Origin of the sequence: Gordonia sp. JH63, assembly GCF_009856645.1 — a bacterium.
Taxonomy (GTDB): domain Bacteria; phylum Actinomycetota; class Actinomycetes; order Mycobacteriales; family Mycobacteriaceae; genus Gordonia; species Gordonia hongkongensis.
The window spans coordinates 2,817,326-2,837,990 of the sequence record NZ_CP047235.1 but is presented as its reverse complement, the minus strand read 5'-3'; the positions used below and the strand labels follow the sequence as shown (position 1 = coordinate 2,837,990).

At 66.2% G+C, this 20,665-nt stretch carries 16 protein-coding genes; 11 read left to right on the top strand and 5 right to left on the bottom strand.

From position 1 onward, the window contains the following. The first annotated feature begins 122 nt into the window (after positions 1 to 122). Positions 123 to 2,372 (top strand): heavy metal translocating P-type ATPase, encoded by a 2,250-nt coding sequence (locus GR168_RS12720; RefSeq protein ID WP_127963960.1) that lies wholly within the window; start codon positions 123 to 125, stop codon positions 2,370 to 2,372. Here the strand turns inward: GR168_RS12720 and GR168_RS12715 are convergent. Then, on the bottom strand, positions 2,310 to 4,289 hold the full coding sequence (locus GR168_RS12715; protein ID WP_238994893.1) for a cytochrome c oxidase assembly protein: 1,980 nt from the start codon (positions 4,287 to 4,289) through the stop codon (positions 2,310 to 2,312). The two genes, GR168_RS12720 and GR168_RS12715, sit on opposite strands and share 63 nt — an antisense overlap. A 434-nt stretch (positions 4,290 to 4,723) precedes the next feature. Here GR168_RS12715 and GR168_RS12710 point away from each other — a divergent pair, with 434 nt between their 5' ends. The 5 genes from GR168_RS12710 to GR168_RS12690 all read left to right on the top strand — a co-directional run bounded on the left by GR168_RS12710 (position 4,724) and on the right by GR168_RS12690 (position 10,956). Further along, positions 4,724 to 4,930 carry a heavy-metal-associated domain-containing protein gene (locus GR168_RS12710; protein WP_035755517.1) on the top strand — a complete coding sequence of 69 codons (207 nt, stop codon included), beginning with the start codon at positions 4,724 to 4,726 and terminating at the stop codon, positions 4,928 to 4,930. Between the two features lie 90 nt (positions 4,931 to 5,020). Further along, positions 5,021 to 5,989, top strand: coding sequence for a hypothetical protein (locus GR168_RS12705; RefSeq protein ID WP_035755515.1), 969 nt, complete (start codon positions 5,021 to 5,023; stop codon positions 5,987 to 5,989). A 47-nt stretch (positions 5,990 to 6,036) separates the two neighbouring features. Further along, entirely contained in the window at positions 6,037 to 8,382 is a 2,346-nt protein-coding gene (locus GR168_RS12700) for a heavy metal translocating P-type ATPase (RefSeq protein ID WP_035755513.1), read from the top strand. Continuing rightward, entirely contained in the window at positions 8,379 to 10,598 is a 2,220-nt protein-coding gene (locus tag GR168_RS12695; protein ID WP_035755504.1) for a heavy metal translocating P-type ATPase, read from the top strand. Before GR168_RS12700 ends, GR168_RS12695 begins: the two co-directional genes overlap by 4 nt. A gap of 34 nt (positions 10,599 to 10,632) precedes the next feature. Continuing rightward, positions 10,633 to 10,956, top strand: coding sequence for a metal-sensitive transcriptional regulator (locus tag GR168_RS12690; RefSeq protein WP_035755503.1), 324 nt, complete (start codon positions 10,633 to 10,635; stop codon positions 10,954 to 10,956). Between the two features lie 51 nt (positions 10,957 to 11,007). On the opposite strand, the gene GR168_RS12685 is transcribed toward GR168_RS12690, so the two are convergent. Continuing rightward, positions 11,008 to 11,877 (bottom strand): M23 family metallopeptidase, encoded by an 870-nt coding sequence (locus GR168_RS12685; RefSeq protein ID WP_343213062.1) that lies wholly within the window; start codon positions 11,875 to 11,877, stop codon positions 11,008 to 11,010. Between the two features lie 252 nt (positions 11,878 to 12,129). On the opposite strand from GR168_RS12685, the gene GR168_RS12680 reads away from it, so the two are divergent. Beyond that, positions 12,130 to 12,798, top strand: coding sequence for a DUF305 domain-containing protein (locus GR168_RS12680; RefSeq protein WP_035755501.1), 669 nt, complete (start codon positions 12,130 to 12,132; stop codon positions 12,796 to 12,798). A gap of 56 nt (positions 12,799 to 12,854) precedes the next feature. Here GR168_RS12680 and GR168_RS12675 read toward each other — a convergent pair whose 3' ends face one another. From GR168_RS12675 to GR168_RS12665, 3 genes are all read right to left on the bottom strand, one after another. After that, the gene (locus GR168_RS12675) at positions 12,855 to 13,811 is read right to left on the bottom strand and encodes a M56 family metallopeptidase (RefSeq protein ID WP_035755572.1); all 957 of its coding nucleotides are present in this window, start codon (positions 13,809 to 13,811) and stop codon (positions 12,855 to 12,857) included. 1,118 nt (positions 13,812 to 14,929) lie between these two features. Then, entirely contained in the window at positions 14,930 to 15,166 is a 237-nt protein-coding gene (locus GR168_RS12670) for a helix-turn-helix transcriptional regulator (protein WP_035755500.1), read from the bottom strand. 125 nt (positions 15,167 to 15,291) lie between these two features. Beyond that, entirely contained in the window at positions 15,292 to 15,669 is a 378-nt protein-coding gene (locus GR168_RS12665) for a hypothetical protein (RefSeq protein ID WP_137809384.1), read from the bottom strand. Positions 15,670 to 15,753: 84 nt separating this feature from the next. Between GR168_RS12665 and GR168_RS12660 the strand changes: the two genes are divergently transcribed. From GR168_RS12660 to GR168_RS12645, 4 genes are all read left to right on the top strand, one after another. Continuing rightward, on the top strand, positions 15,754 to 17,544 hold the full coding sequence (locus GR168_RS12660; protein WP_231381006.1) for a DNA cytosine methyltransferase: 1,791 nt from the start codon (positions 15,754 to 15,756) through the stop codon (positions 17,542 to 17,544). Positions 17,545 to 17,669: 125 nt separating this feature from the next. Next, positions 17,670 to 18,338, top strand: a complete 669-nt coding sequence (locus GR168_RS12655; RefSeq protein ID WP_159370891.1) for a type IV toxin-antitoxin system AbiEi family antitoxin domain-containing protein — start codon at positions 17,670 to 17,672, stop codon at positions 18,336 to 18,338. Continuing rightward, the gene (locus GR168_RS12650; protein ID WP_159370890.1) at positions 18,338 to 19,369 is read left to right on the top strand and encodes a nucleotidyl transferase AbiEii/AbiGii toxin family protein; all 1,032 of its coding nucleotides are present in this window, start codon (positions 18,338 to 18,340) and stop codon (positions 19,367 to 19,369) included. The genes GR168_RS12655 and GR168_RS12650 overlap by 1 nt, the downstream gene beginning before the upstream one ends. Before the next feature lie 58 nt (positions 19,370 to 19,427). Continuing rightward, positions 19,428 to 20,558, top strand: a complete 1,131-nt coding sequence (locus tag GR168_RS12645; RefSeq protein ID WP_137809386.1) for a PIN-like domain-containing protein — start codon at positions 19,428 to 19,430, stop codon at positions 20,556 to 20,558. The last annotated feature ends 107 nt before the right edge of the window (positions 20,559 to 20,665 follow it).

Here is a 20,665-nt window from a genome sequence, read left to right as displayed (position 1 = left end):
AACAAACTACCCTGCTTAGTAGCCGAAGCCTGGTTGCCTCAGCCCTGCTGCCACTGCCCCACCGGGGGCTCTCGCATCTCCTGCGGTGCCGCGCCCTCACCGCCTACTGAAAGCGCCCACCCGTGACCGACCTCGTTGACGACACGCACCCGACACGCCGCATCCAACTCGATGTGAGCGGAATGACCTGCGGTGCGTGCGCAGCTCGGGTGGAACGCAAACTCAACAAACTCGACGGCGTGCGCGCCTCGGTCAACTACGCCACTCGGCGAGCCACCGTGGAACTCGATACCCACGCACACATCGCCGATGCTATCGACGCCGTGCACACAGCAGGGTATGCGGCTGCGGAACTGTCCGAGCAGGCCCCTGCCGTCAACGAAGACTCAGCGACTGCCAAGGCACTGTTCACCCGGCTGATCGTCGCGCTAGCCCTGTTCGTGCCCCTGGCCAACCTCTCCGTTCTGCTTGCTGTCGTCCCCGACCTTCGTTTCCCCGGCTGGCAAGCAGTGTTGGTGGCGCTTGCCGCGCCGGTCGTGACCTACTGCGCGTGGCCCTTCTACCGCACCGCGGTGCGCACGTTGCGGACCGGCGTGGCCACGATGGACACCCTCGTCTCGCTGGGAGTGCTGGCCGCGACCGCACTGTCGGTGTACTCGATGTTCTCGGCCGAGGCGACCTCGACCGCAGGCCAGGGGGTGTGGTCAGCAATCTTCTCCAGTGACTCCATCTACCTCGAAGTTGCCGCCGGTGTCACCGTCTTCGTGCTGGCAGGACGCTACTACGAGGCGCGTGCCCGGACACAGGCCGTTCAAGCACTGACAGCGCTGGCCGCCCTGCGTGCCACCGACGCCCGAGTCGAGTGCGCAGGGGACACGACCATGCTCATACCCCTCGCGGAACTCAAAGTGGGGCAACGACTCATCGTGCTGCCGGGAGAGACCATTCCATCAGATGGGCAGGTGATCGAGGGCGCCGCCACTGTGGACCTCAGCGCCATGACCGGTGAGACGACGCCGGTTCAGGTGTCAGCCGAGCAACGCTCCACCGCCGTCGGGGGCACGACGTGCCTCGACGGGCGACTACGCGTCGAAGTCACCGCAGTCGGTGAGGACACCCGCCTGGCCGAGATGATCGCGCTCGTCGACAGCGCGCAGACAGCCAAGGCTCGCGCTCAACGCGTCGCCGACCGTATCGCCGCGATCTTCGTTCCGTGTGTCATCGCCCTAGCCGCAGCCACTGTCGTGGGTTGGTCGCTCACCGGGGCGTCATGGGAGCACGCCGTGAGTGCCGCGGTGGCCGTGCTGGTCATCGCCTGTCCGTGCGCGCTGGGCCTGGCCATGCCCATGGCGCTGGTGATCGCTACCGGGCGAGGCGCCCAACTGGGCATCTTCCTCAAGGGACACGCCGCGTTGGAACTGTCCGGGACGATCGATGTGGTGGTCTTCGACAAGACCGGCACCCTCACCAACGGGCAGCCACACGTCACCGGCGTGTACACCGTCGACGACGACAGTGCCGAGCTGATCCTGGGCTGGGCGGCGACACTCGAGCAGCACACCAGCCACCCCATCGCCACCGCTATCGCTGCCGCGGCCGGTCCGCAGTCGCTTGCCGCACCGGTCGACGAGGTGGTCACCGACGTTGGTAGCGGCGTGCGAGGGGTGATCGACGGTGTGACGGTGCAGGTGGGTTCCCCGGCATGGATCGCCCGTAGCGCCGTGGTGCCCGCCGTGATCGACGCGCGGCGCGCTGACATCGAGCGCTCTGGGGGCACCGCAGTCTATGTCGCAGCCGATGATGCAGTCCGGGGCCTGATCGACATTCGCGATGGCATCAAACCCTCTGCCCGCCAGGCGGTCGATGAGTTGCACCGCATGGGAATTCGCACGTTCCTGGTCACCGGTGACAACGCCGGCGCAGCGCAGCGCACCGCGGAGCACGTCGGCATCGACGACGTGATCGCCGGGGTGCTCCCGGCCGAGAAGGTGGCCATCATCGACAACGTGCGCAGTAGTGGCGCCGGTGTGGCGATGGTCGGCGACGGCATCAACGACGGGCCCGCACTCGCATCGGCTGATCTGGGCATTGCGATCGGACGCGGTACCGATGTTGCTATCGGCGCCGCCGACATCGTGTTAGTGCGCGATGACCTCACCACCGTCGCTCTGGCGCTGCAACTCGCCTCGGCCACGCGACGCACGATGCGCACCAATCTGGCATGGGCGTTCGGCTACAACCTCGCCGCGCTGCCGCTGGCTGCCGCTGGATTGCTCAATCCTCTGATCGCCGGGGCCGCAATGGCGTTGTCATCGTTTTTCGTCGTCTCCAACAGCCTGCGTTTGCAGAACTTCGCGCGTATAGACCGCTGAGGGTGACAGAGGCTGGGGCTGGGCCAACTGCGAGACCATCGCAGCGACGGTGTGGGAGGTGCCGGCATCGATGTCGGCGGATTCGGACCGATCGGGTCGGCGTTCGGCTCGCACCCACTGCGCCAACAGCACCAGGCAAACCAGCACCATCGGAATCTCGCTGATGACCGCAGCCACCACACCGCCCACCCATTGTGTGCGCGCGAGATCGGGATTCCACGGCAGCTGCAACTGGCTGTAGAAGGACTCCCCGATCACCGTGGTGGAGGTCATCAGCGCGATACCAAAGAAGGCGTGAAAAGGCATAACGGCGAACAGCAGACCAAGCCGCGCCAGAAACGGTAACTGTTTGGGTCCAGGATCGATCCCCACAGTCACCCAGAAGAACAGGTAGCCGGTGGCCAGGAACAGCACGCTCATCACGACGTGCCCCCAGTGGTAGCGGACGAGGACGTCGAACACCGGTGTGAAGTACACCAGATACGACGAGCCCACGAACAACGCGAACGCGGCAATCGGATTGAGCAGCAGCTGCAGGCCCCGCGAGCTGAGCACGATCAGCAGCGCCCGCCGGCACGCCGCGCCACCGGTGGTTCCGGTCGTCGGCAGCACCCTCAACAGCAAGGTGATCGGTGCACCACCCACCAGCAGGATGGGTGCGATCATGGTCAAACCCGTGTGTTCGGCCATGTGCACGCTGAACAACGCGTTGCCGTAGGCCTTCAGCCCAGAGCTGGTGGACACCACCACCACAGCGCACCCCGCGACCCACGACACCGTTCGCCGGATCGGCCACCGGTGTCCACTTGCCCGCTCCCGCCGGGCGGCGACGAGATAGCTCACGACACCCACCACCGCCGCCACACCCACGACGAGATCAACTCGCCACAGCGAGACCAGTGATCCGACATCGGGCGGGCCAGGAAGGGAATAGCCCAGGTAGACATCCCAGGCCGTGAATGGGTGGGCAATCAACCCGGGTGCGACCCTGGTGTCCATCACCGCCCAGCAGGCCACGGCCACCAGTGCGGTCGACGCGGCAAGGACAGAAGTTGCCGACGTCGACACGCCCCGGCGCAGGCGCACAAGGTCGGCAACCACCAGCACCGTCAGTACAGCCACCAACAGCCCCGTGGCGCGACCGAACGCCGACGACCACACATCGGGAGTCCGCAGCAGCAGCGTCACAGCCACCGCGCCCGCCAGTGCCGACATATCGGCGCCCAGGACGACATAGCCAACACGCCGGTCGGCCGCCTCGTCGATGGTCGCCGACCCCAGACCACGAACCCGGTACCGATCAGCCCACCGCAGCCCCACCGACAACGCCAAACTCACCGCGAAGACAATGACCGCGCCGGTCGTGTAATCGTGGTCAGGTCCCTGCGCGGCATTGCCGACCACGGGCAGGGCGAGCACACAAACCGCCGCGGGAACCACCAGCGCCACCTGCATCGACCACCGCAGCGACACCGAACCGATCAGCACCACGACACCCGCTGTCGCCACCACCAGCCACGCCAGCGCCGGCAAACTCACACTGAACGCGTAACCGACCTTGCCGCTCGAGACCATCGCGCCCACGGACACACCGGTGGTGTCCGCGGCCGCGGTGAAAGCCATGAATAGCGCAACAACCACGGAGCACCCCGCGGCGCGACGGACGCGGCGAAACACTGGATAGACCGCAGCGTCGATGTAACTCTGCGAGTCAGGCACGGCCGTGAGCACCATCGAGACCAGTCCCCCGAGCATCACCGCAGCTAATGCAAAGCCAGCAAAATTGCCCACCACATCGGCCACAGCTGTGCCCACCCCAGGATATGGATCCGCACTCTCGACGTAGCGAGCGGCGCCGGAGATCCAGGCGTAGATCACCAGCGCCACAATTAGCCCACCGACCAGCAGTGCAGCCATCAACCGGGGTACGGCTACGCCGTGCGGAGTTGACGGTGCGGTCGCCTCCGTCGACGGCTTCATATCACCCACCACCTACATGCTACTACTGCGCATAGTAATTACGGCGCACGGACTGAAGAACTGGTAGTCGCGGCTGATTCTCGGCTTGCTTGCCACCGCCTCGGTTCGCTGCGGGGCCGCGTCCGCGCGGGCCCCTACCTAATTTTTCGCAGGATCGGTTCGGGCGCCCACTCCTCATCCCCGGTCTGTCCGCTCCCCCGGGTGCGCCGCGACGCTGGTCCGCCTTCGAGATCAGTGTCGGACCAGCGTCGGACGTTGATTACCCTAGGGGGGTATGGTACCAAGGTGGGAGTGGCTCAGTTGTCACTGCCGCGGGTGGGGTCGGGATACGGCCGTCCGGGGTATCGCCAGAAGGGAAGGGCAGCATCGCTATGAGTACGTCTACCGTCACTGTCACCGGGATGACCTGCGGACATTGCGCCTCGTCGGTACGCGAAGAGATCAGCACCCTCGACGGTGTAACCAATGTCGCCGTGGACGTGGCCAGCGGCCAGGTCACCATCGACAGCTCCGCTCCGCTGGAGCGTGACGCTATCCGCAGCGCGGTGCAAGAAGCCGGTTATCAACTCGCTGAGTGAGGTCGCGGGCCGGGCCGCCCCGGTGGTGGCCCGGCTCTCCTCGGCAGCGCAGCGTCGCTGGGCGATCTCCTGACAGACAGGAACATGACAATGAACGTCCCTTCTAAGCTGGGCCTTTTCGCTGGTGCGCTGGCGGTGGTCTTCGTGGCCGCCTACACCGTGGCAGCCGCGGTGGCCCCGGACCGGTCAGGCGCTACTGGGTCGGACTCACCGGCGCACGCCGGACACCAGAGCGCACCGGCCTCGTCTGCCGCCGCGACGCCGGGTGTGCGCGGGGTCACCGTCGGGTCGGGGGGTTATCTGCTCTCCGGACTCGCAGCGCCCGCGCAGACCGGCCAGGCGGGCGTGTTGACGTTTTCGATCACCGACCCCGCCGGTTCGGCGGTCACCGACTACACGGTGGAACACGACAAACAACTGCACCTGATCGTGGTCCGGTCTGACGGCACCGCATTCCGCCACGTGCACCCCACGGTGGATGCTGCTGGGCGGTGGTCGATTCCATGGCAGTGGCAGACGGCCGGCACCTACCGGGTGTATGCCGATTTCGTTCCGGCAGCGACCGGTGAAACCCTGACGCTGACACGCACTCTCGAGGTGGGTGGCGACTATCAACCCCGCCCACCAGCCGGTGAGTCGCGGCGGTCGGAGGTGGCCGGGTTCCAGGTCGAGCTGACCGGTGAGCTGCACGCCGGCACCGACTCAGAGCTGACTGCGACCGTGAGTCGCAACGGTCAGCCGGTCACCACCTTGCAGCCGTATCTGGGTGCCTTCGGGCATCTGGTGGCGTTGCGCGATGGCGACCTGGCCTACCTGCACGTGCATCCCGAAGGCTCGACACCCACGCCAGGGCAGTTGTCCGGGCCGCAGGTGAGGTTCGCGACGAACGCACCGACACCGGGCCGCTACCTGCTCTATCTCGACTTCCAGGTCGACGGACAGGTACACACCGCGACATTCGTCGTCGACACCGCTGCAGAGCGTGTTCGAGCAAGCGCGACATCCTCGTCGTCTCCGGCGTCGTCTGCGTCGGTCCCGCCTGAGCACGCCGGGCACTGACCGCCCGTCATCCATCCCGCCGGCTCAACCCACGTCTTGGAGTCCTCATGACCACCACCTCCCCGTCCCGCTCGGCCGGGTCAGACATCGAACTCGCCGTCAGCGGAATGACGTGCGCGTCGTGCGCGATGCGTATCGAGCGCAAACTCAACAAGCTCGACGGTGTCAGTGCCACAGTCAATTACGCCACCGAGAAGGCGCGTATCACCACCTCGGGTGATCTGGATCCGCAGCTGCTGATCACCGAGATCGAGAACGCCGGCTACCAGGCCACGCTTCCGCCGTCGGCGCAGACCGATCACGATGCGAGCGCAGCGGCGACCGATGAGGCCGCCAGCGACCCCGAGCTGCAGGCATTACGCACTCGTCTGATCGGCGCGGTGGTGCTGTCGGTACCGGTCATCGCGATGGCGATGATCCCGGCGCTGCAGTTCACCTATTGGCAGTGGGCCTCGTTGACCCTGGCCGCCCCGGTCATCGTGTGGGCGGCGTGGCCGTTTCACCGCGCGGCCTGGGTGAACCTGCGTCACGGCACCGCCACCATGGACACCCTGATCTCAGTGGGTACCGGTGCGGCGTTGCTGTGGTCGTTGTACGCCCTGTTCTTCGGTACCGCCGGCACACCCGGGATGACCCATGGCTTCAGTTTTACCGTGGCGCCCTCCGACGGAGCGGGCAACATCTACCTTGAGGTGGCCGCCGGGGTCACCATGTTCGTACTCGCGGGCCGCTACTTCGAGAAACGCTCCAAACGGCAGGCCGGTGCAGCGCTGCGGGCGCTGCTGGAACTCGGCGCCAAAGAGGTCGCCGTCATCAAAGACGGCCACGAACAACGGATCCCGATCAACGAGTTGTCGGTCGGCGAGGAGTTCATCGTGCGGCCGGGAGAAAAGATCGCCACCGACGGTGAGATCGTGTCGGGCACCTCGGCGATCGACGCCAGCATGCTCACCGGCGAATCGCTGCCGGTCGAAGTCGGTCCGGGCGATACCGTCACCGGGGCAACGGTCAACGCCGGCGGGCGGCTGCGCATACGCGCCACCCGCATCGGTGCCGATACCCAGCTAGCCCAGATGGCCACCATGGTCGAACACGCCCAGTCCGGCAAGGCCCATGCCCAGCGGCTGGCCGACCGCATCTCGAGCATCTTCGTGCCCGTGGTCATCGCCATCGCTGTCGCGGTCCTGGGCGCCTGGATCGGGGCGGGTTATCCCATCGAGGCAGCGTTCACTGCTGCGGTGGCCGTGCTGATCATCGCCTGCCCCTGCGCGCTGGGATTGGCCACTCCGACCGCCCTGCTGGTCGGTACCGGACGGGGAGCCCAGCTCGGCATCCTCATCAAGGGACCGGAAGTCTTGGAGACCACCCGCACGATCGACACCGTGGTCCTGGACAAGACCGGCACCGTCACGACCGGTCAGATGACGTTGCTGCACGTGCACACCGATGCCAACACGTCCGACCGCGAAGTACTCGCCCTCGCCGGTGCGCTCGAAGACGCCTCCGAGCATCCCATCGCCACCGCCATCGCCGACGCGGCACGCACCGAGCTCGGCGCCCTGGCCGAGGTCGAGGAATTCACCAACATCGAAGGTATGGGAGTGCAGGGCACCGTCGAGGGCCATGCAGTCCTCGTCGGACGCGACAGCCTGCTCGCCGACTGGGGACTGTCGCTGGACGATCCCGATCTGACAACTGCCCGCGAATCCGCGCAAGCCGCAGGACAAACCGCAGTGATGGTGGCCTGGGACGGACAGATCCGTGCGGTGCTGGTCGTCGCCGACGCCATCAAACCCACCAGCGCCGCAGCCGTCGCCCGACTGCAGGCCATGGGGTTGACTCCGGTCCTACTCACCGGTGACAACCAGAAGGCCGCCGAACACGTCGCACGCGAGGTCGGCATCTCCACCGTGATCGCCGAAGTCCTACCCGCCGACAAAGTCCAGGCCGTCACCGCACTGCAGAACGACGGCAAAGTCGTGGCCATGGTCGGCGACGGGGTCAACGACGCCGCAGCGCTGGCCTCGGCCGACCTCGGCCTGGCCATGGGCACCGGCACCGACGTGGCCATGCAAGCCGCCGACATCACCCTGGTCCGTGGCGACCTCAACGCCGCCGCGGACGCGATCGCCCTGGCCCGCAAGACGCTGGCGACGATCAAGACCAACCTGTTCTGGGCCTTCGCCTACAACGTCGCCGCCATCCCCCTCGCCGCACTCGGGTTGCTCAACCCCATGCTCGCCGGCGCCGCGATGGCCTTCTCCAGCGTGTTCGTCGTCAGCAACAGCCTGCGGCTTCGTGCCTTCACCTCACGCACCACACCCGGTGACGACAACCGCACCTCCCACACACCCTCGACACATACCCCCCAGGGGTATAAGGTGGCGTCATGAACGAGCACACCTCTGCTGAACACGCCGGTCACACGGCCGCCGATCAGCACCACCACGGCCAGGTTGAGCACCACGAGGCGGTGCTCGATCACACCGGACATCACCACCCCGATTCCTCTGCCGGACAACGCCATCACGGTTCCGACGACCACGCCGGTCACGACAGTCACAGTGGTCATGCCGGTCACGGCGGTCACGGGCACGGCGGGCATGGTGACCATGTGGGCCAGTTCCGGCAGTTGTTCTGGATCATGCTCGTCCTCGCAGTGCCGGTCGTCGCGTTCTCACCGATGTTTGCCATGCTCATCGGCTATCAGCTGCCCGATACCGGAGTGGTCCAATGGATTTCCCCGGTACTGGGCACGGTGATGTTCGCCTGGGGCGGGCGTCCGTTCCTGTCGGGGGCCGTAAGTGAATTACGCTCGCGCACACCGGGCATGATGTTGCTGATCGCTCTGGCGATCACGGTGGCCTTCGTCGCCTCGTGGGGAGCCAGTCTCGAGGTTGTGCACCATGAACTGGACTTCTGGTGGGAACTGGCCCTGCTGATCGTCATCATGCTGCTCGGGCACTGGATCGAGATGCGGTCGCTGGCCCAGACGACCTCGGCGCTGGACTCGTTGGCGGCACTGCTGCCCGATGAGGCCGAACGCGTCGACGGTGAACAGATCAGCATTGTGGCCCCGGCGCAGTTGCAGGTCGGGGATGTGGTGATCGTGCGCCCTGGTGCCAGCGTTCCCGCCGACGGCCGCGTCATCGACGGAACCGCCGAGGTCGACGAATCGATGGTGACCGGTGAATCGCGCACCGTCCGCCGTGGCGTAGGTGATCCGGTCGTCGCCGGAACGGTGGCCACCGATTCCGGTCTACGCGTGCAAGTCACCGCGACCGGTGAGAACACTGCGTTGGCCGGTATCCAGCGGCTGGTCACCGACGCCCAGAATTCGTCGTCACGTGCGCAACGCCTCGCCGATTCCGCGGCCGCGCTGCTGTTTTGGTTCGCACTGACCGCTGCGGTCATCACCGCGATCGTGTGGACGGTGATCGGTCAACCCGATGACGCGGTCATCCGCACGATCACCGTGCTGGTCATCGCCTGCCCGCACGCACTCGGGCTGGCCATACCGCTGGTGGTCGCCATCGCCACCGAACGCGCTGCCCGCGGGGGAGTGCTGATCAAAGACCGCCTCGCCCTGGAAGCTATGCGCACCGTGGACGCAGTGCTGTTCGACAAGACCGGAACCCTCACCAAGGGGGAACCGACTGTGATCGCCGTCGAGCCCGCCCCTGGTAGCGACGCCGAGGACGTGCTGGCCGCCGCTGCCGCCGCCGAAGCGGACAGCGAACACCCCCTGGCCCGGGCGATTGTCGCCGCCGCCCGAGACCGGGCCCTGCAGATCCCCTCGGCCACCGAGTTCACCTCCTCACCCGCGGTCGGGGTCAGCGCCCATGTCGAAGGGACGGTCGTGCGGGTCGGCGGGCCGCGCATGCTCGAGGAGCACCGCCGGCACGAACTCGCCATCGCCGAGCAGTGGCGCGCCGACGGGGCCATCATCTTGCACGTCGTGCGTGACGACGAGGTCGTCGGCGCGATCAAACTCGCCGACGAAGTACGTGCGGAGTCCCGCCAAGCCGTCGACGCCCTGCACCAAGTGGGCGTGGCGGTAGTGATGATCACCGGTGATGCCGAAGCGGTCGCGCACAGCGTCGCCGCAGAGCTCGGTATCGACCGGGTCTTTGCCGGGGTGCGCCCTGAGGACAAAGCCGACAAGGTCGCCGAGTTGCAGCGCGAGGGCCGCAAAGTCGCCATGGTCGGCGACGGCGTCAACGATGCCCCCGCACTCGCTCAAGCCGACGTCGGCATCGCCATCGGCGCGGGCACCGACGTCGCGATCGCCTCGGCCGGAGTCATCCTCGCCAGCGATGACCCGCGTTCGGTGCTCTCGGTGATCGAACTGTCCAAGGCCAGCTACCGCAAGATGAAGCAAAACCTGTGGTGGGCAGCGGGATACAACCTGATCTCGGTGCCACTGGCTGCCGGGATCCTCGCCCCGATCGGATTCGTGCTGCCCATGTCGGTCGGTGCCATCCTGATGTCGGCGTCCACGGTGGTCGTGGCTCTCAACGCCCAGCTCCTGCGCCGCCTGGACCTACGCCCGCAGACCAGCACCACCCACGCGCTGCACGACACCCGCCCCACAGCCAGCACTGGGTAAGGAAACAGACCCTTGAAAAGGAGATGATTGTCCGATGACGACATCGTCCGCACCGGAGAACGAGTGCGCACATACCGCGCACGGCTACATCAGTGACAAAAGCCGCTACCTCGCGCGACTCAAACGCATCGAGGGCCAAGCCCGCGGAATCCACCGCATGGTCGATGAAGAGCAATACTGCATCGACATCCTCACCCAGATATCGGCGCTGACCAAGGCGCTCGAAGGTGTCGCGCTCGGCCTGCTCGACGACCACCTCAAACACTGCGTCCTCGACGCCGCCCAGGCCGGCGGCGCCACCGCCGAGGACAAGATCGCCGAAGCCTCCGCCGCCATCGCCCGACTCGTCCGTTCCTGATCCCCACCCGCACAACCGATCACGCCCGACCCTCGGCGCGGACGCATCCGCTCACGTCCGTGGCTGTCGCACCCACTGCGGCACCACCGGCCCGCCCGGGGCCGGGCGTTCGGCCTCGGCATCAACGGCCAGCACCACCCCACGCTCGGCCAGCCACTGTGCGGGATCGACATTCACCCCGGCGGGATCGAGAACCTCGAAATGCAGGTGCGGGCCGGTCGACACACCGCGGTTGCCCACCGTGGCCACGATCTGTCCCATCCGGACCCGGGTGCCCTGCTCGAGCAGATTCTCATCGTTGTGGCCGTAGGTGGTGATCGTGCCGTCATCGTGGCGGATCCGCATCCACAAGCCGAAGCCTTGCGCTGGGCCGGCGGTGATGATCTCCCCATCGGCCACCGCGACAATCGGAGCACCCAGATCGTTGCCGATGTCGATGCCCTGATGGCCGCGCCCATCCCCGAACGTCGAGGTGATCGAGCCGGCAGTAGGCGCCACCGCACCCCCGCTCCCCGGCACCGCAGCACCCGGAGCCCCCGGTTGTGGTTGCGGCCCATGCGGGACGCTGGGATCGTGCGGCACCAACGCCGCCACCAACGTTGCCACCAGACGAGCCAGCGGCAACGCATCGATGATGCGAAAGCCACTGAGCGGATCGACAGTCGAACCAAACGCGCCGAAACACTCCAACGCGGCCACACTGCCGCTGTCGCTGCTCCCGGACTGCGCATGATCACGTAAACACGACGACGCATGCTTGATCGGCTCACCCAAGCTCGCTGCCGCCGCACCGCCCAGCGCCGCCTTGACCGTGTCCTGCACGAGAACCACCAGCTCCCGGGCGACATGGTCATCGGGTGCGGCCGCCGCGGGCAGCACCGGCGCCCACGCCACACCCACTGCCGTCGCCACCGCGACCACCACTCGGGCGGATCGAATCGATGCCGAAAGTCCACGCCGAGAGAGCGACGCCCAGCATCACACCACGCACACCACCAGCCCCACCAGTCACACAAGTTCCCACGACTGCAGCCGTGATTTTCGTCGCGAGACATGCTTCCCGCAGGTCAGTAGGGGAAAGGCAAGGGCCCGAACCGCACCGAACTACTATCGTGGCTAGTAGAATTGTTATCGAAGCGCCACCTTGCGGGGCGTCTGAAACAAGGAGGACAGATGTCGACAAAGCGCGCGCGCATCATCATCGGGGCATCAGCGGCGGGCCTGCTGGTGTTGGCGGGCTGTTCCGACTCCGAGGGACAAGACCACTCCTCGATGACGGGAATGGTCACCACCACCTCGATAGCGGCACCATCCTCTGTGGCCGACATGGGCGAGCACAACGCGGCCGACATGACCTTCGCCCAGGAGATGATTTCCCATCACTCACAAGCGATCACGATGAGCAACATCCTGCTCGACAAGAACGACATCAATCCCGAGGTCGTCCGACTGGCCCAGCAGATCAAAGCCGCCCAGCAGCCCGAGATCGACCAGATGAAGTCCTGGGTGACCACGTGGGGAGCTTCGATGAGCTCGAGCTCGCAGGGCCACGACATGAGTCAGATGAGTGCCGGGGAATCGATGTCGCCGTCAATGGGCGGTCACGACATGCCCGGAATGATGACCGAACAACAGTTCCAACAGCTGCGCGAGGCCCAGGGAACCGCGGCGGCTCGCCTCTACCTCACACAGATGATCGAGCACCACCGCGGCGCCGTCGCCATGGCCAAGACCGAGATCCAGGACGGGAAGAACCCCGAAGCCATCGCACTGGCGCGAAAGATCATCTCCGACCAGGAATCGGAGATCGCCGAGATGCAGCGACTACTCGCCGGCCTGTAGTGGCCCAGCCGCACCCGCCCGACGGCCTCGAGCAAATGACACGCTCGCTTTCACCATCACAGCAGGCAAGCTACCGCCACCAGCGCCGACACGGCGCCGGTGGCGGTGACGACGGTAGGTAGGACAACAACCCCTGCAACCGTGGCAGCGGCCATTGCGTGGTGACCACGTGACACACATCGCCGACCGTCATAGAGCCGGTGCAAACGCGGCGTCACACTCGCAGAATCACTGATCGACAACGCCCCCGCCGGAAAATCCGACGACCCGGCCGATCGGGCCAGCGTTCCCAACGCCGAGCACACTGTCCGGGTGCCGACCTGTTCGGCCGCCCGTGCATCAGCGGCCTGCTCGACAAGTGTCGCCACCTCATCAGCACCGCGAGCGAACAGCGGAATGAACGGCAACGCTCGGCCCAGAACCCCAGCGAGCAACACGATCGCGTGATGCCGCTGGCGTCGGTGTGCGCGTTCGTGAGCCATCACAGCATTCAGTTCAGCGCCGGTCAGAACGTCCTGCAAACCCGTCGTCGCAGCGATCCCCGCGTTGCGGCCCGGCAAACAGAAGGCCATCGGCCGCTGATCGCTGAGCCACCACACATCAGGAAACCGATCACAACGTTGGCCAACCAGACGTAACGCTTGCAGATAGTGCTCGCGTGCCCGGCCCATTGCGACCGCAGCACGTGCCACCAAGGACACCACCCAAACGGCCGCCGCCACCGTGCTGGCCAGCACCGCGGCCCCAGCCACGGTCTCCACCTGGGCCGGCGCGCCATGAGACAACACACGCAGGCAGGAGGCCACCGCCGACAACTTATGCACGCCGAAGTGGTTCGGCACCACCAGCACCGACACCGCAGCGACCCACAACGCCGTGAACATCGCCTGGGCGGCCGGCCACGCCACCAACACCCACCGAGCATCGATGCGTGGCTGGATACGCACCATCCACCGCGGCCACCACCAACCCAGCAGAGCCGCTGCAGCCACCAGCACCACCGCCATGCTCATCAGCGCCAACCCATCTCGCGCCAGGCGCCGACGGTGTTCAACTCGCTGGGACCGTTCTCCATCAATCCTTCTTCCCTCGCCACACGGCACTGCACCCAAGTATGACCGGAACACACGCCTGCATGCCCCAAGAAACTCGGCACCGCAACCCCTAGAACGCTCCCTACTAACGGAGATAGTATTTAGAGTCGATGTGGACAGGGGTCATAGTGAACCTCGCCGACAAGGGAGCGTTTCGGGTGGTCACAGGTTTCGAGCACGTCGATGATGAGCAGCGGCGGTACCGAAAGGCCATGCGAGAGGTCCGGCGGGCGCCAACACCCCACTCAGCGCACACTTTCTTCGCCGAAGCACATGGCCTCTGCACGACGAACCGCCGACGGCACGTCACCGCTCATCTAGGCATGGCGCGCCAGCTGGCGAAACTCGGCGACAATCGAGGATCGATACACCACACGGCCGCAGCAATTGGCGTTGCCGCCAAGATTCGAGCCTGCCCTAGGTGACATGGCTGGCCGATCGTGCATGGTGCGTCGCCGACCCGCAATTCGCCACCATCGGTGCCAGTGCCGCCGCAATCACCGACACCCTTGCCGACTCGAGGATCGATACCGTCGACGACGACCCAAGAGTCGATCCCCCGCGCTACCTCTGATGGCGGAGCGGCAGCACAGCGGATCACCAGCTACGACGTCGTAAGGTACATTTTCGGCGAATTGCGGTGTATAGCACTATCTTTCGTCACCAGTGACGATAGTGAACGGGAATCACGGGGCCGAACGCCCCGGCTGATGTACATTTGCAACAGCGAACCGGATCACATTGGTGGCTCTTAGAGCGCGCCGATGGTGATGTTGTTCGTTGCACGCCAGCAGCTTTGGCTACTTGTGACTGCGTCTGACCGCAGCTGGCTCGCGCGCCGCGAACATGCTTGCCCAGTTGTCGACTACAGCAAAGATCCGGTTTGCTAATGTGGCGACGCGTTCTTCTGAGTTGCCACACCCAGCCGAAGACCGTTCTCACAGGATCGGAGGGGAGGGCGGTGAGGCCCCCTACTGTGCAGTCCCTCTCCCCTCCGTCCTGGGTCCGAGGCCGCGTGTCACCCCATGCAGGGAAGGTCAGTGCCCGATCTTATGAAGTAGCTGCGAGGCCGGCATTTTCAGAGCTTTGGCGATGCGCGCCAGGGTGATGATGGTTGCTCGCCGCGATCCGTCTTCCACGCCGCGCAGCATGTTGCGCTCGACGCCGGCCTCGAGACCCAGGGCCCGCTGACTGAGGCCCAGTTCCTCGCGGCGGGTCGTGATCGCTTCTCCGAGAGCGCGTAGCAACGCAGGTTCGTCGATGTCGACGGCCATGACGGCTCCTCCTCCCCTATCGCCCGCCAGGTCGGCGGGCGCACTCGGCGTGGCTGAGCCTACCGGCGAGGTCGCCGCGGGCGGCACTACGACGGCGGTGCGCCCGGTCGGCGCGGGACAGCTGCTCACTGCGCGGGTTTCACGATCGTCAGGGTCAGCTGGTCGTCGTCGATGTGCTCGTCGAACTCCTCGACAGCCAGCCAGTGGTCACAGTAGTACTGGTCGCGGCCGGAATCGTCCATCGCCGCCCACTGCTCAGGCAGCGGGCCGACGTAGCGCTGCACCCGGCGGACCAGATACGACCGCTCGACAACCTCGGTGCGCGCCAGCTCGGGCATCGCTTGCTCGACCAGCCCGACAAGGGCGGCAGCCGCGTCATGTTCAGCGTCGACACTGCCTGCGAGGTCGCAGGCTCGGCGCCACTGCTCGATGCTTGCGGCGATCGCTCGCGCATGAACGCTCATCGGTGTTGCCGCGCAGGTGTTTTCGGTGGTCGTTGCCATGTGCTGCTCCTTCTTACGCCGTGCCGTAATGGTTGCCTATAGGCTACCGCTGATGGTAGTCTATAGGCAACCACCACGGATGGAATGGGCGAGGAAGCGACGATCATGGGGCACATCATCTCGAAGACAGCGGAACATCGACCGGCGCTGCGTCGCAGACGATTCCGTCACGACAACCCGACCGCGCTGGACTTGTTCTCAGGATTTGGCGGATTCACCCAGGGCATCGAGGCCGCAGGATTCGACACCATCGTCGGGGCCAACCACAACCGCTACAAGGTCGAGGTGCACGAGGCCAACCACCCGCACGTCGAGCACTGGATCGCTGATCTGATCAACACCGACTCCGACACCTACCACTCGGTGCGCGAACTCCCGGCGGCCGATCTGCTGGTCGCGGGGGTGACCTGCACCAACCATTCCCAGGCCAACACCCAACGTGCCTACGAACAGGGTCTGACGTTGTTCGACCTCGACGACCCCGAGTTCGAGGAACGCGCCACCCGATCCGAGCGGGACCGCGCAACGGCCAACTGCGTGCTGCACTACGCCGATCAGCACCACCCGCTGCTGATCCTGGTCGAATGCACCACCGAGTTGCAGTCTTGGGGACCAGCGGTGCCCGGGCGACGCAAGGTCGGCGACGGGTCGACGTATCGGTGGTGGCTGCGCGAGATCACCAAGCTCGGCTACGAGCACAAGGTGCTCTACCTCAACTCGATGTTCTTCGGCGTCCCCCAGAGCCGGGACCGGCTCTACATCGTGTTCTGGGACCGCACGCTGCCCGCTCCCGACCTCGATCACCGCCCCCAGGCGTGGTGTGGCCCCTGCGATGAGGCTGTCGAGGCGATGTGGGCGTGGAAGACCGGCGTGCCCGCCAGCGGATCGGTGCGCTACGGCAAGCAGTACAACTACCGTTGCCCGCGTTGCTTCGGTGAGGTCTCTCCCACCGCCACACCGTCGTTGACGGCCTTGGACCTCACCCACCTGGGCACCCGCATCGGCGAGCGGACCAAGCCGCTGGCCCCGGCGACCATGGCCCGTGCCGAGCGGTGCCGCCAGAAGTTCGCCGAGTTCCCCGCTGTGCTGATGCCGGCCAAGGCCCAACGCGGCGTGGAACGCCATCCGCTGCAACCGATGGCCACCCAGACCTCGCAGCAAAAGACCGCGCTGCTCAGTACCGGCGCCATCATGGTCGCCGCCGGAAACACCTTCGAGCGCCCCGGATCGCAGTGCCGGACCCGGACCCTGGGTCAGCCGCTGTGGACCCAGCCCGCCACCAACACTACCGGCCTGCTCACTCCCCCGGTCGCGATGGCCATCAACAACTTCCAGGGCGCACCACGCGGCCTCGACGAGGCGCTGCCCACCCAGGGCGGTTCGGAGACCCTGAGCATCGTGTCCTCGGGTGTGGTGCCCTTCCGCAAGCACACCACCCCGACCAGCCATGCCCAGGCCATGCCGACGATCACCGCCGAACAGACCCCCGGCCTGCTCACCGCGACCGGCGACCCCGCCCTGCTCGCAGGCTGGTTCAAACAGAACGGCAGCACCGGCACCGAAACCGCCGCGCACCCGCTCACCGACCCACTGGGCACCCTGACCAGCCGCGACACCACCGCCCTGCTGGCCTCCCACTGGCGCGACGCCCTCGCCGACATCCCGCTCGATGAGTGCTTCTTCCGCATGATGACCCCGCACGAGGTCGGCCGCGGCTGCGGATTCGACCCCGACTTCGGCGACCACAAAGGCACCTTCACCGTGTGGGGCAAAGGCCGCGACCAGATCGACGGCTACGGCAACGCCGTCACCCCACCAGTCCCGCTATGGATCGGCACCCGCCTACGCGAAGTCCTGCACCCCACCAGCGGATGACGACGTCGACCGCCCCGGCACACCGTGACCACTGTGCCGGGGCACGCGGGCCAGTCTGCACGGACGGGCCGCGCTCGGACAGCTCGGAAAGCCTCACCGATCACTCCCGTTGCTATTATTGCTGCATGATCGACGCTGGCCGGTGGGGCGCGATCCGCGGGCTGGCGGATCGCCAGTTCGGCCTGTTCACCACCGCCCAAGCCCGCAACCTCGGCGTCGCGCCCTACGTCCTGGCCCGCCTCGCTGCCCGTGAGGCCATCGTCCGGGTCCACCACGGCGTCTACGAGATCCCCGAGTCCACGGCCTGGACAACCCTCGGCGACTGGGCGGCACAATGGTTGGCGCTCCACCCCGCCGCCGACATCGAGGAACGCCGCACACGCCCCGACAGCGTCGTGAGCCACGCCGCCGCCGCCCAAGTCCTGCGCCTGGGCACGATCACCGCATCCGGGCTCGAGCTGAGCAGCCCGCATCGCATCAACGTCCGCGACCCGTCGGTGCGCACCTGGCGCCGGTCGATCGGTGACCGCGGCCGCGACTGGGACCTCGTCGACGGACTACCGGTGACCACACCCGCGCGCACCGTGGTCGACCTGCTCCTCACCCACGGCGACGGCGGACACCTCGGGACCGCGCTGCACACCTGCCTGACCGAATCGCTGGTCGACGCCGACGAGCTGATCGCGGCGTGTGATCGGGCCGCGCCGCGCTGGAAGTACGCCTCGGGTGCTGACCTGTTCGCCTCGTTGCTCGATCAGGCCCAGATGCCGGCCGAACCGGTGCTGGTCGGCTGATGGCGTATGCGTCCGAAGAGGCCTTCCGCGCCGGGCTGAAAGCCCGCCTGTCCGCCGAGGCTCGGACGAGCAGGTTCAGCCGTGACGAGCTCGCTCAGACCGTGACCCTCCAGTTGTTCCTGGCCCGGCTGTTCCGTTCCCCCGACGCCGACCAGTGGATCCTCACCGGCGGCACCGCCCTGCAATTCCGGGCACCGACCCAGGCCCGCCCCACCGCCGACGCCGACCTGGCGACCCGCCTCGACGCCGAACACATGCAGCACTCGCTGCGCCAGGCCGCCCACCCCGGACCCGGCGACTTCGGCGAGTTCGACATCACGATCACCGCGACTCGTAGCCCGGGCTTGTTCGCCGGGCGTATCCGTTACAACCTTGCCGGACAACGGTTCTCCGACGCCACGCTCGACCTCGCGACCCACCGGGAGATGCTGCTACCGCCCGAGACGATCAGCCCGCGCCCGGTGCTCGCGCTCGACGAACTCGACCCCATGCCCGTGATCCGGATGCAGGCCGCCGCCGAGGCAGTCGCCGACAAGGTCGCGGCCCTCTACGAGCTGCACGGCACCCACGGCGACAGCCCCTCGACCCGCGCCCACGACCTGGTCGACCTCGTCATCCTCGCCCGCACCCAGTCGTTCGACGCCGAGCAGCTGCATGCTGCGATCTGCCACCAAGAACAGCGCCGCGACCTGACGATCCCTGCGCCGTTGGTGCTGCCCAACCCGACCTGGGAGCGCGACTACCCAGAGCGCGCCGCGCACAGCGGCTTGCCGGCGCACCTGCACCAGGCCGACGCCGCGCTCACGGCCGCCAACAGCCTCATCGAACCGATCCTGACGGGCGCGACAGAGAACGGCCAGTGGAACCCCGACGACGGTGTCTGGACTTCGGACAGGCCACGTTCGATTGGAGAACTGCTCGCCGACACCCGTGCTGCACAGGCGGCACCGCGCACACCGGCACCGGGGACCTCCCCGCGGCCATCGTCGCGTAGCACAGAACGCTCCCGCGACCACGGACCCGAGCTTTAGATTTGACCAGCGGCCCCGCCGCAAAGCGGGAATGGCGCAGCGAAGGCAGGAGGACGCGATGCGTGATGTGTTCGGTGAGTGGTACTCCGATGGCGACGATGAGCGCCGCGATTTCGTCACTAAGGCCAGAATCGCGTTGGATGCCAACGTCCTGCTGGGCCTGTACCGGATATCGAAGGAGTCCCGCGAGAAGATCCTCGTCCAGCTCGAACGGGACGATATCCGTCCGCGCCTCTTCCTTCCCTACCGCGCCGGCTTCGAATACCACCGTCAACGACTGTCCGTCGCAGCCGATCACGCCAAGCAATACACCAGAGCGACGAACATCATCTCGGGAGTCAAGGGCAAAGGCGTCAATAGTCAGCTCCTGCAGGAACTTCGCGCGGCTATCAGGGAAGTCAAGGACACCGGAGTACAGAAACGACTACTCGACGCGGCGGACACGGCATTCAAGGAAGCCGCGACTACCATCGACGGAGCGATACGGGCAGAGCGTGAGTCGAATATCCTCCACCCCAAACAAATTCAGACAGATGACCCAATCCGGGATCGTATCGAGAAGCTGTTCACCGATGCCGGTCAGATCGGTCGTCGGCGGACATCGACCGACCTCCGGGCATGGGAGGACCAGGCACGTGCTCGGCTCGCCGCTGCCATGCCCCCCGGGACCGGAGTCGATGAGTCCAAGCGGGACGGCGGGATCGGTGACCCACTCATCTGGATGGAGATGATGGACCTGGCCCGAGCTGTCGAGCAGGACGTGCTGTTTGTGAGCGACGACATGAAGGCAGACTGGCGTCAGATCGTTGACGACAAGGACTTCGGGCCTCTACCTGACCTTCTGCGTGAGTTCGCTGACGAAACCGGCCAGCGATACCACCACGTGAACTCGGACACCTTCCTCGAAGACCTCAACACCTATCTCGACGCCGATGTGGACAACGATGTGATCGACGAGGTCAAGAATGCACGCATTTCTGTCTCCGATTCTGGTTCGAGGATCGTTCTGCCCGAAGAGACTATGGAGCGCCTGAGGGAATGGGTTCGCACCAACGAGGCGTTTGACACGACGCTGCGCTCCGAGGCGTTCCGGAACTTCATGTACGGGGAAGACAATCCCGCATCTAAGTCGTTCCAGAAGTTTATGTACGGGCCAGGCAATCCGGCATCTAACCTCGATGTTTCGTGAGGTGGCGGTCCCTTGTTGAGTGGCCCGGTTGGGTGGTCTGAGGACCGGATTTCGGGCGTGGGCCGTGTGGTGTTGTCCGAGGCGTCGGTGTGCGTCGGGTTTCACGG

Bases quoted from the DNA above. Each gene is read 5' to 3' on its own strand.
- GR168_RS12680 (WP_035755501.1), top strand. From the start codon at position 12,130: ATGTCGACAAAGCGCGCGCGCATCATCATCGGGGCATCAGCGGCGGGC.
- GR168_RS12650 (WP_159370890.1), top strand. From the start codon at position 18,338: ATGGCGTATGCGTCCGAAGAGGCCTTCCGCGCCGGGCTGAAAGCCCGC.
- GR168_RS12690 (WP_035755503.1), top strand. From the start codon at position 10,633: ATGACGACATCGTCCGCACCGGAGAACGAGTGCGCACATACCGCGCAC.
- GR168_RS12665 (WP_137809384.1), bottom strand. From the start codon at position 15,669: ATGGCAACGACCACCGAAAACACCTGCGCGGCAACACCGATGAGCGTT.
- GR168_RS12660 (WP_231381006.1), top strand. From the start codon at position 15,754: ATGGGCGAGGAAGCGACGATCATGGGGCACATCATCTCGAAGACAGCG.
- GR168_RS12700 (WP_035755513.1), top strand. From the start codon at position 6,037: ATGACCACCACCTCCCCGTCCCGCTCGGCCGGGTCAGACATCGAACTC.
- GR168_RS12715 (WP_238994893.1), bottom strand. From the start codon at position 4,289: ATGGCTGCACTGCTGGTCGGTGGGCTAATTGTGGCGCTGGTGATCTAC.
- GR168_RS12705 (WP_035755515.1), top strand. From the start codon at position 5,021: ATGAACGTCCCTTCTAAGCTGGGCCTTTTCGCTGGTGCGCTGGCGGTG.
- GR168_RS12695 (WP_035755504.1), top strand. From the start codon at position 8,379: ATGAACGAGCACACCTCTGCTGAACACGCCGGTCACACGGCCGCCGAT.
- GR168_RS12670 (WP_035755500.1), bottom strand. From the start codon at position 15,166: ATGGCCGTCGACATCGACGAACCTGCGTTGCTACGCGCTCTCGGAGAA.
- GR168_RS12645 (WP_137809386.1), top strand. From the start codon at position 19,428: ATGCGTGATGTGTTCGGTGAGTGGTACTCCGATGGCGACGATGAGCGC.
- GR168_RS12710 (WP_035755517.1), top strand. From the start codon at position 4,724: ATGAGTACGTCTACCGTCACTGTCACCGGGATGACCTGCGGACATTGC.
- GR168_RS12675 (WP_035755572.1), bottom strand. From the start codon at position 13,811: ATGAGCATGGCGGTGGTGCTGGTGGCTGCAGCGGCTCTGCTGGGTTGG.
- GR168_RS12655 (WP_159370891.1), top strand. From the start codon at position 17,670: ATGATCGACGCTGGCCGGTGGGGCGCGATCCGCGGGCTGGCGGATCGC.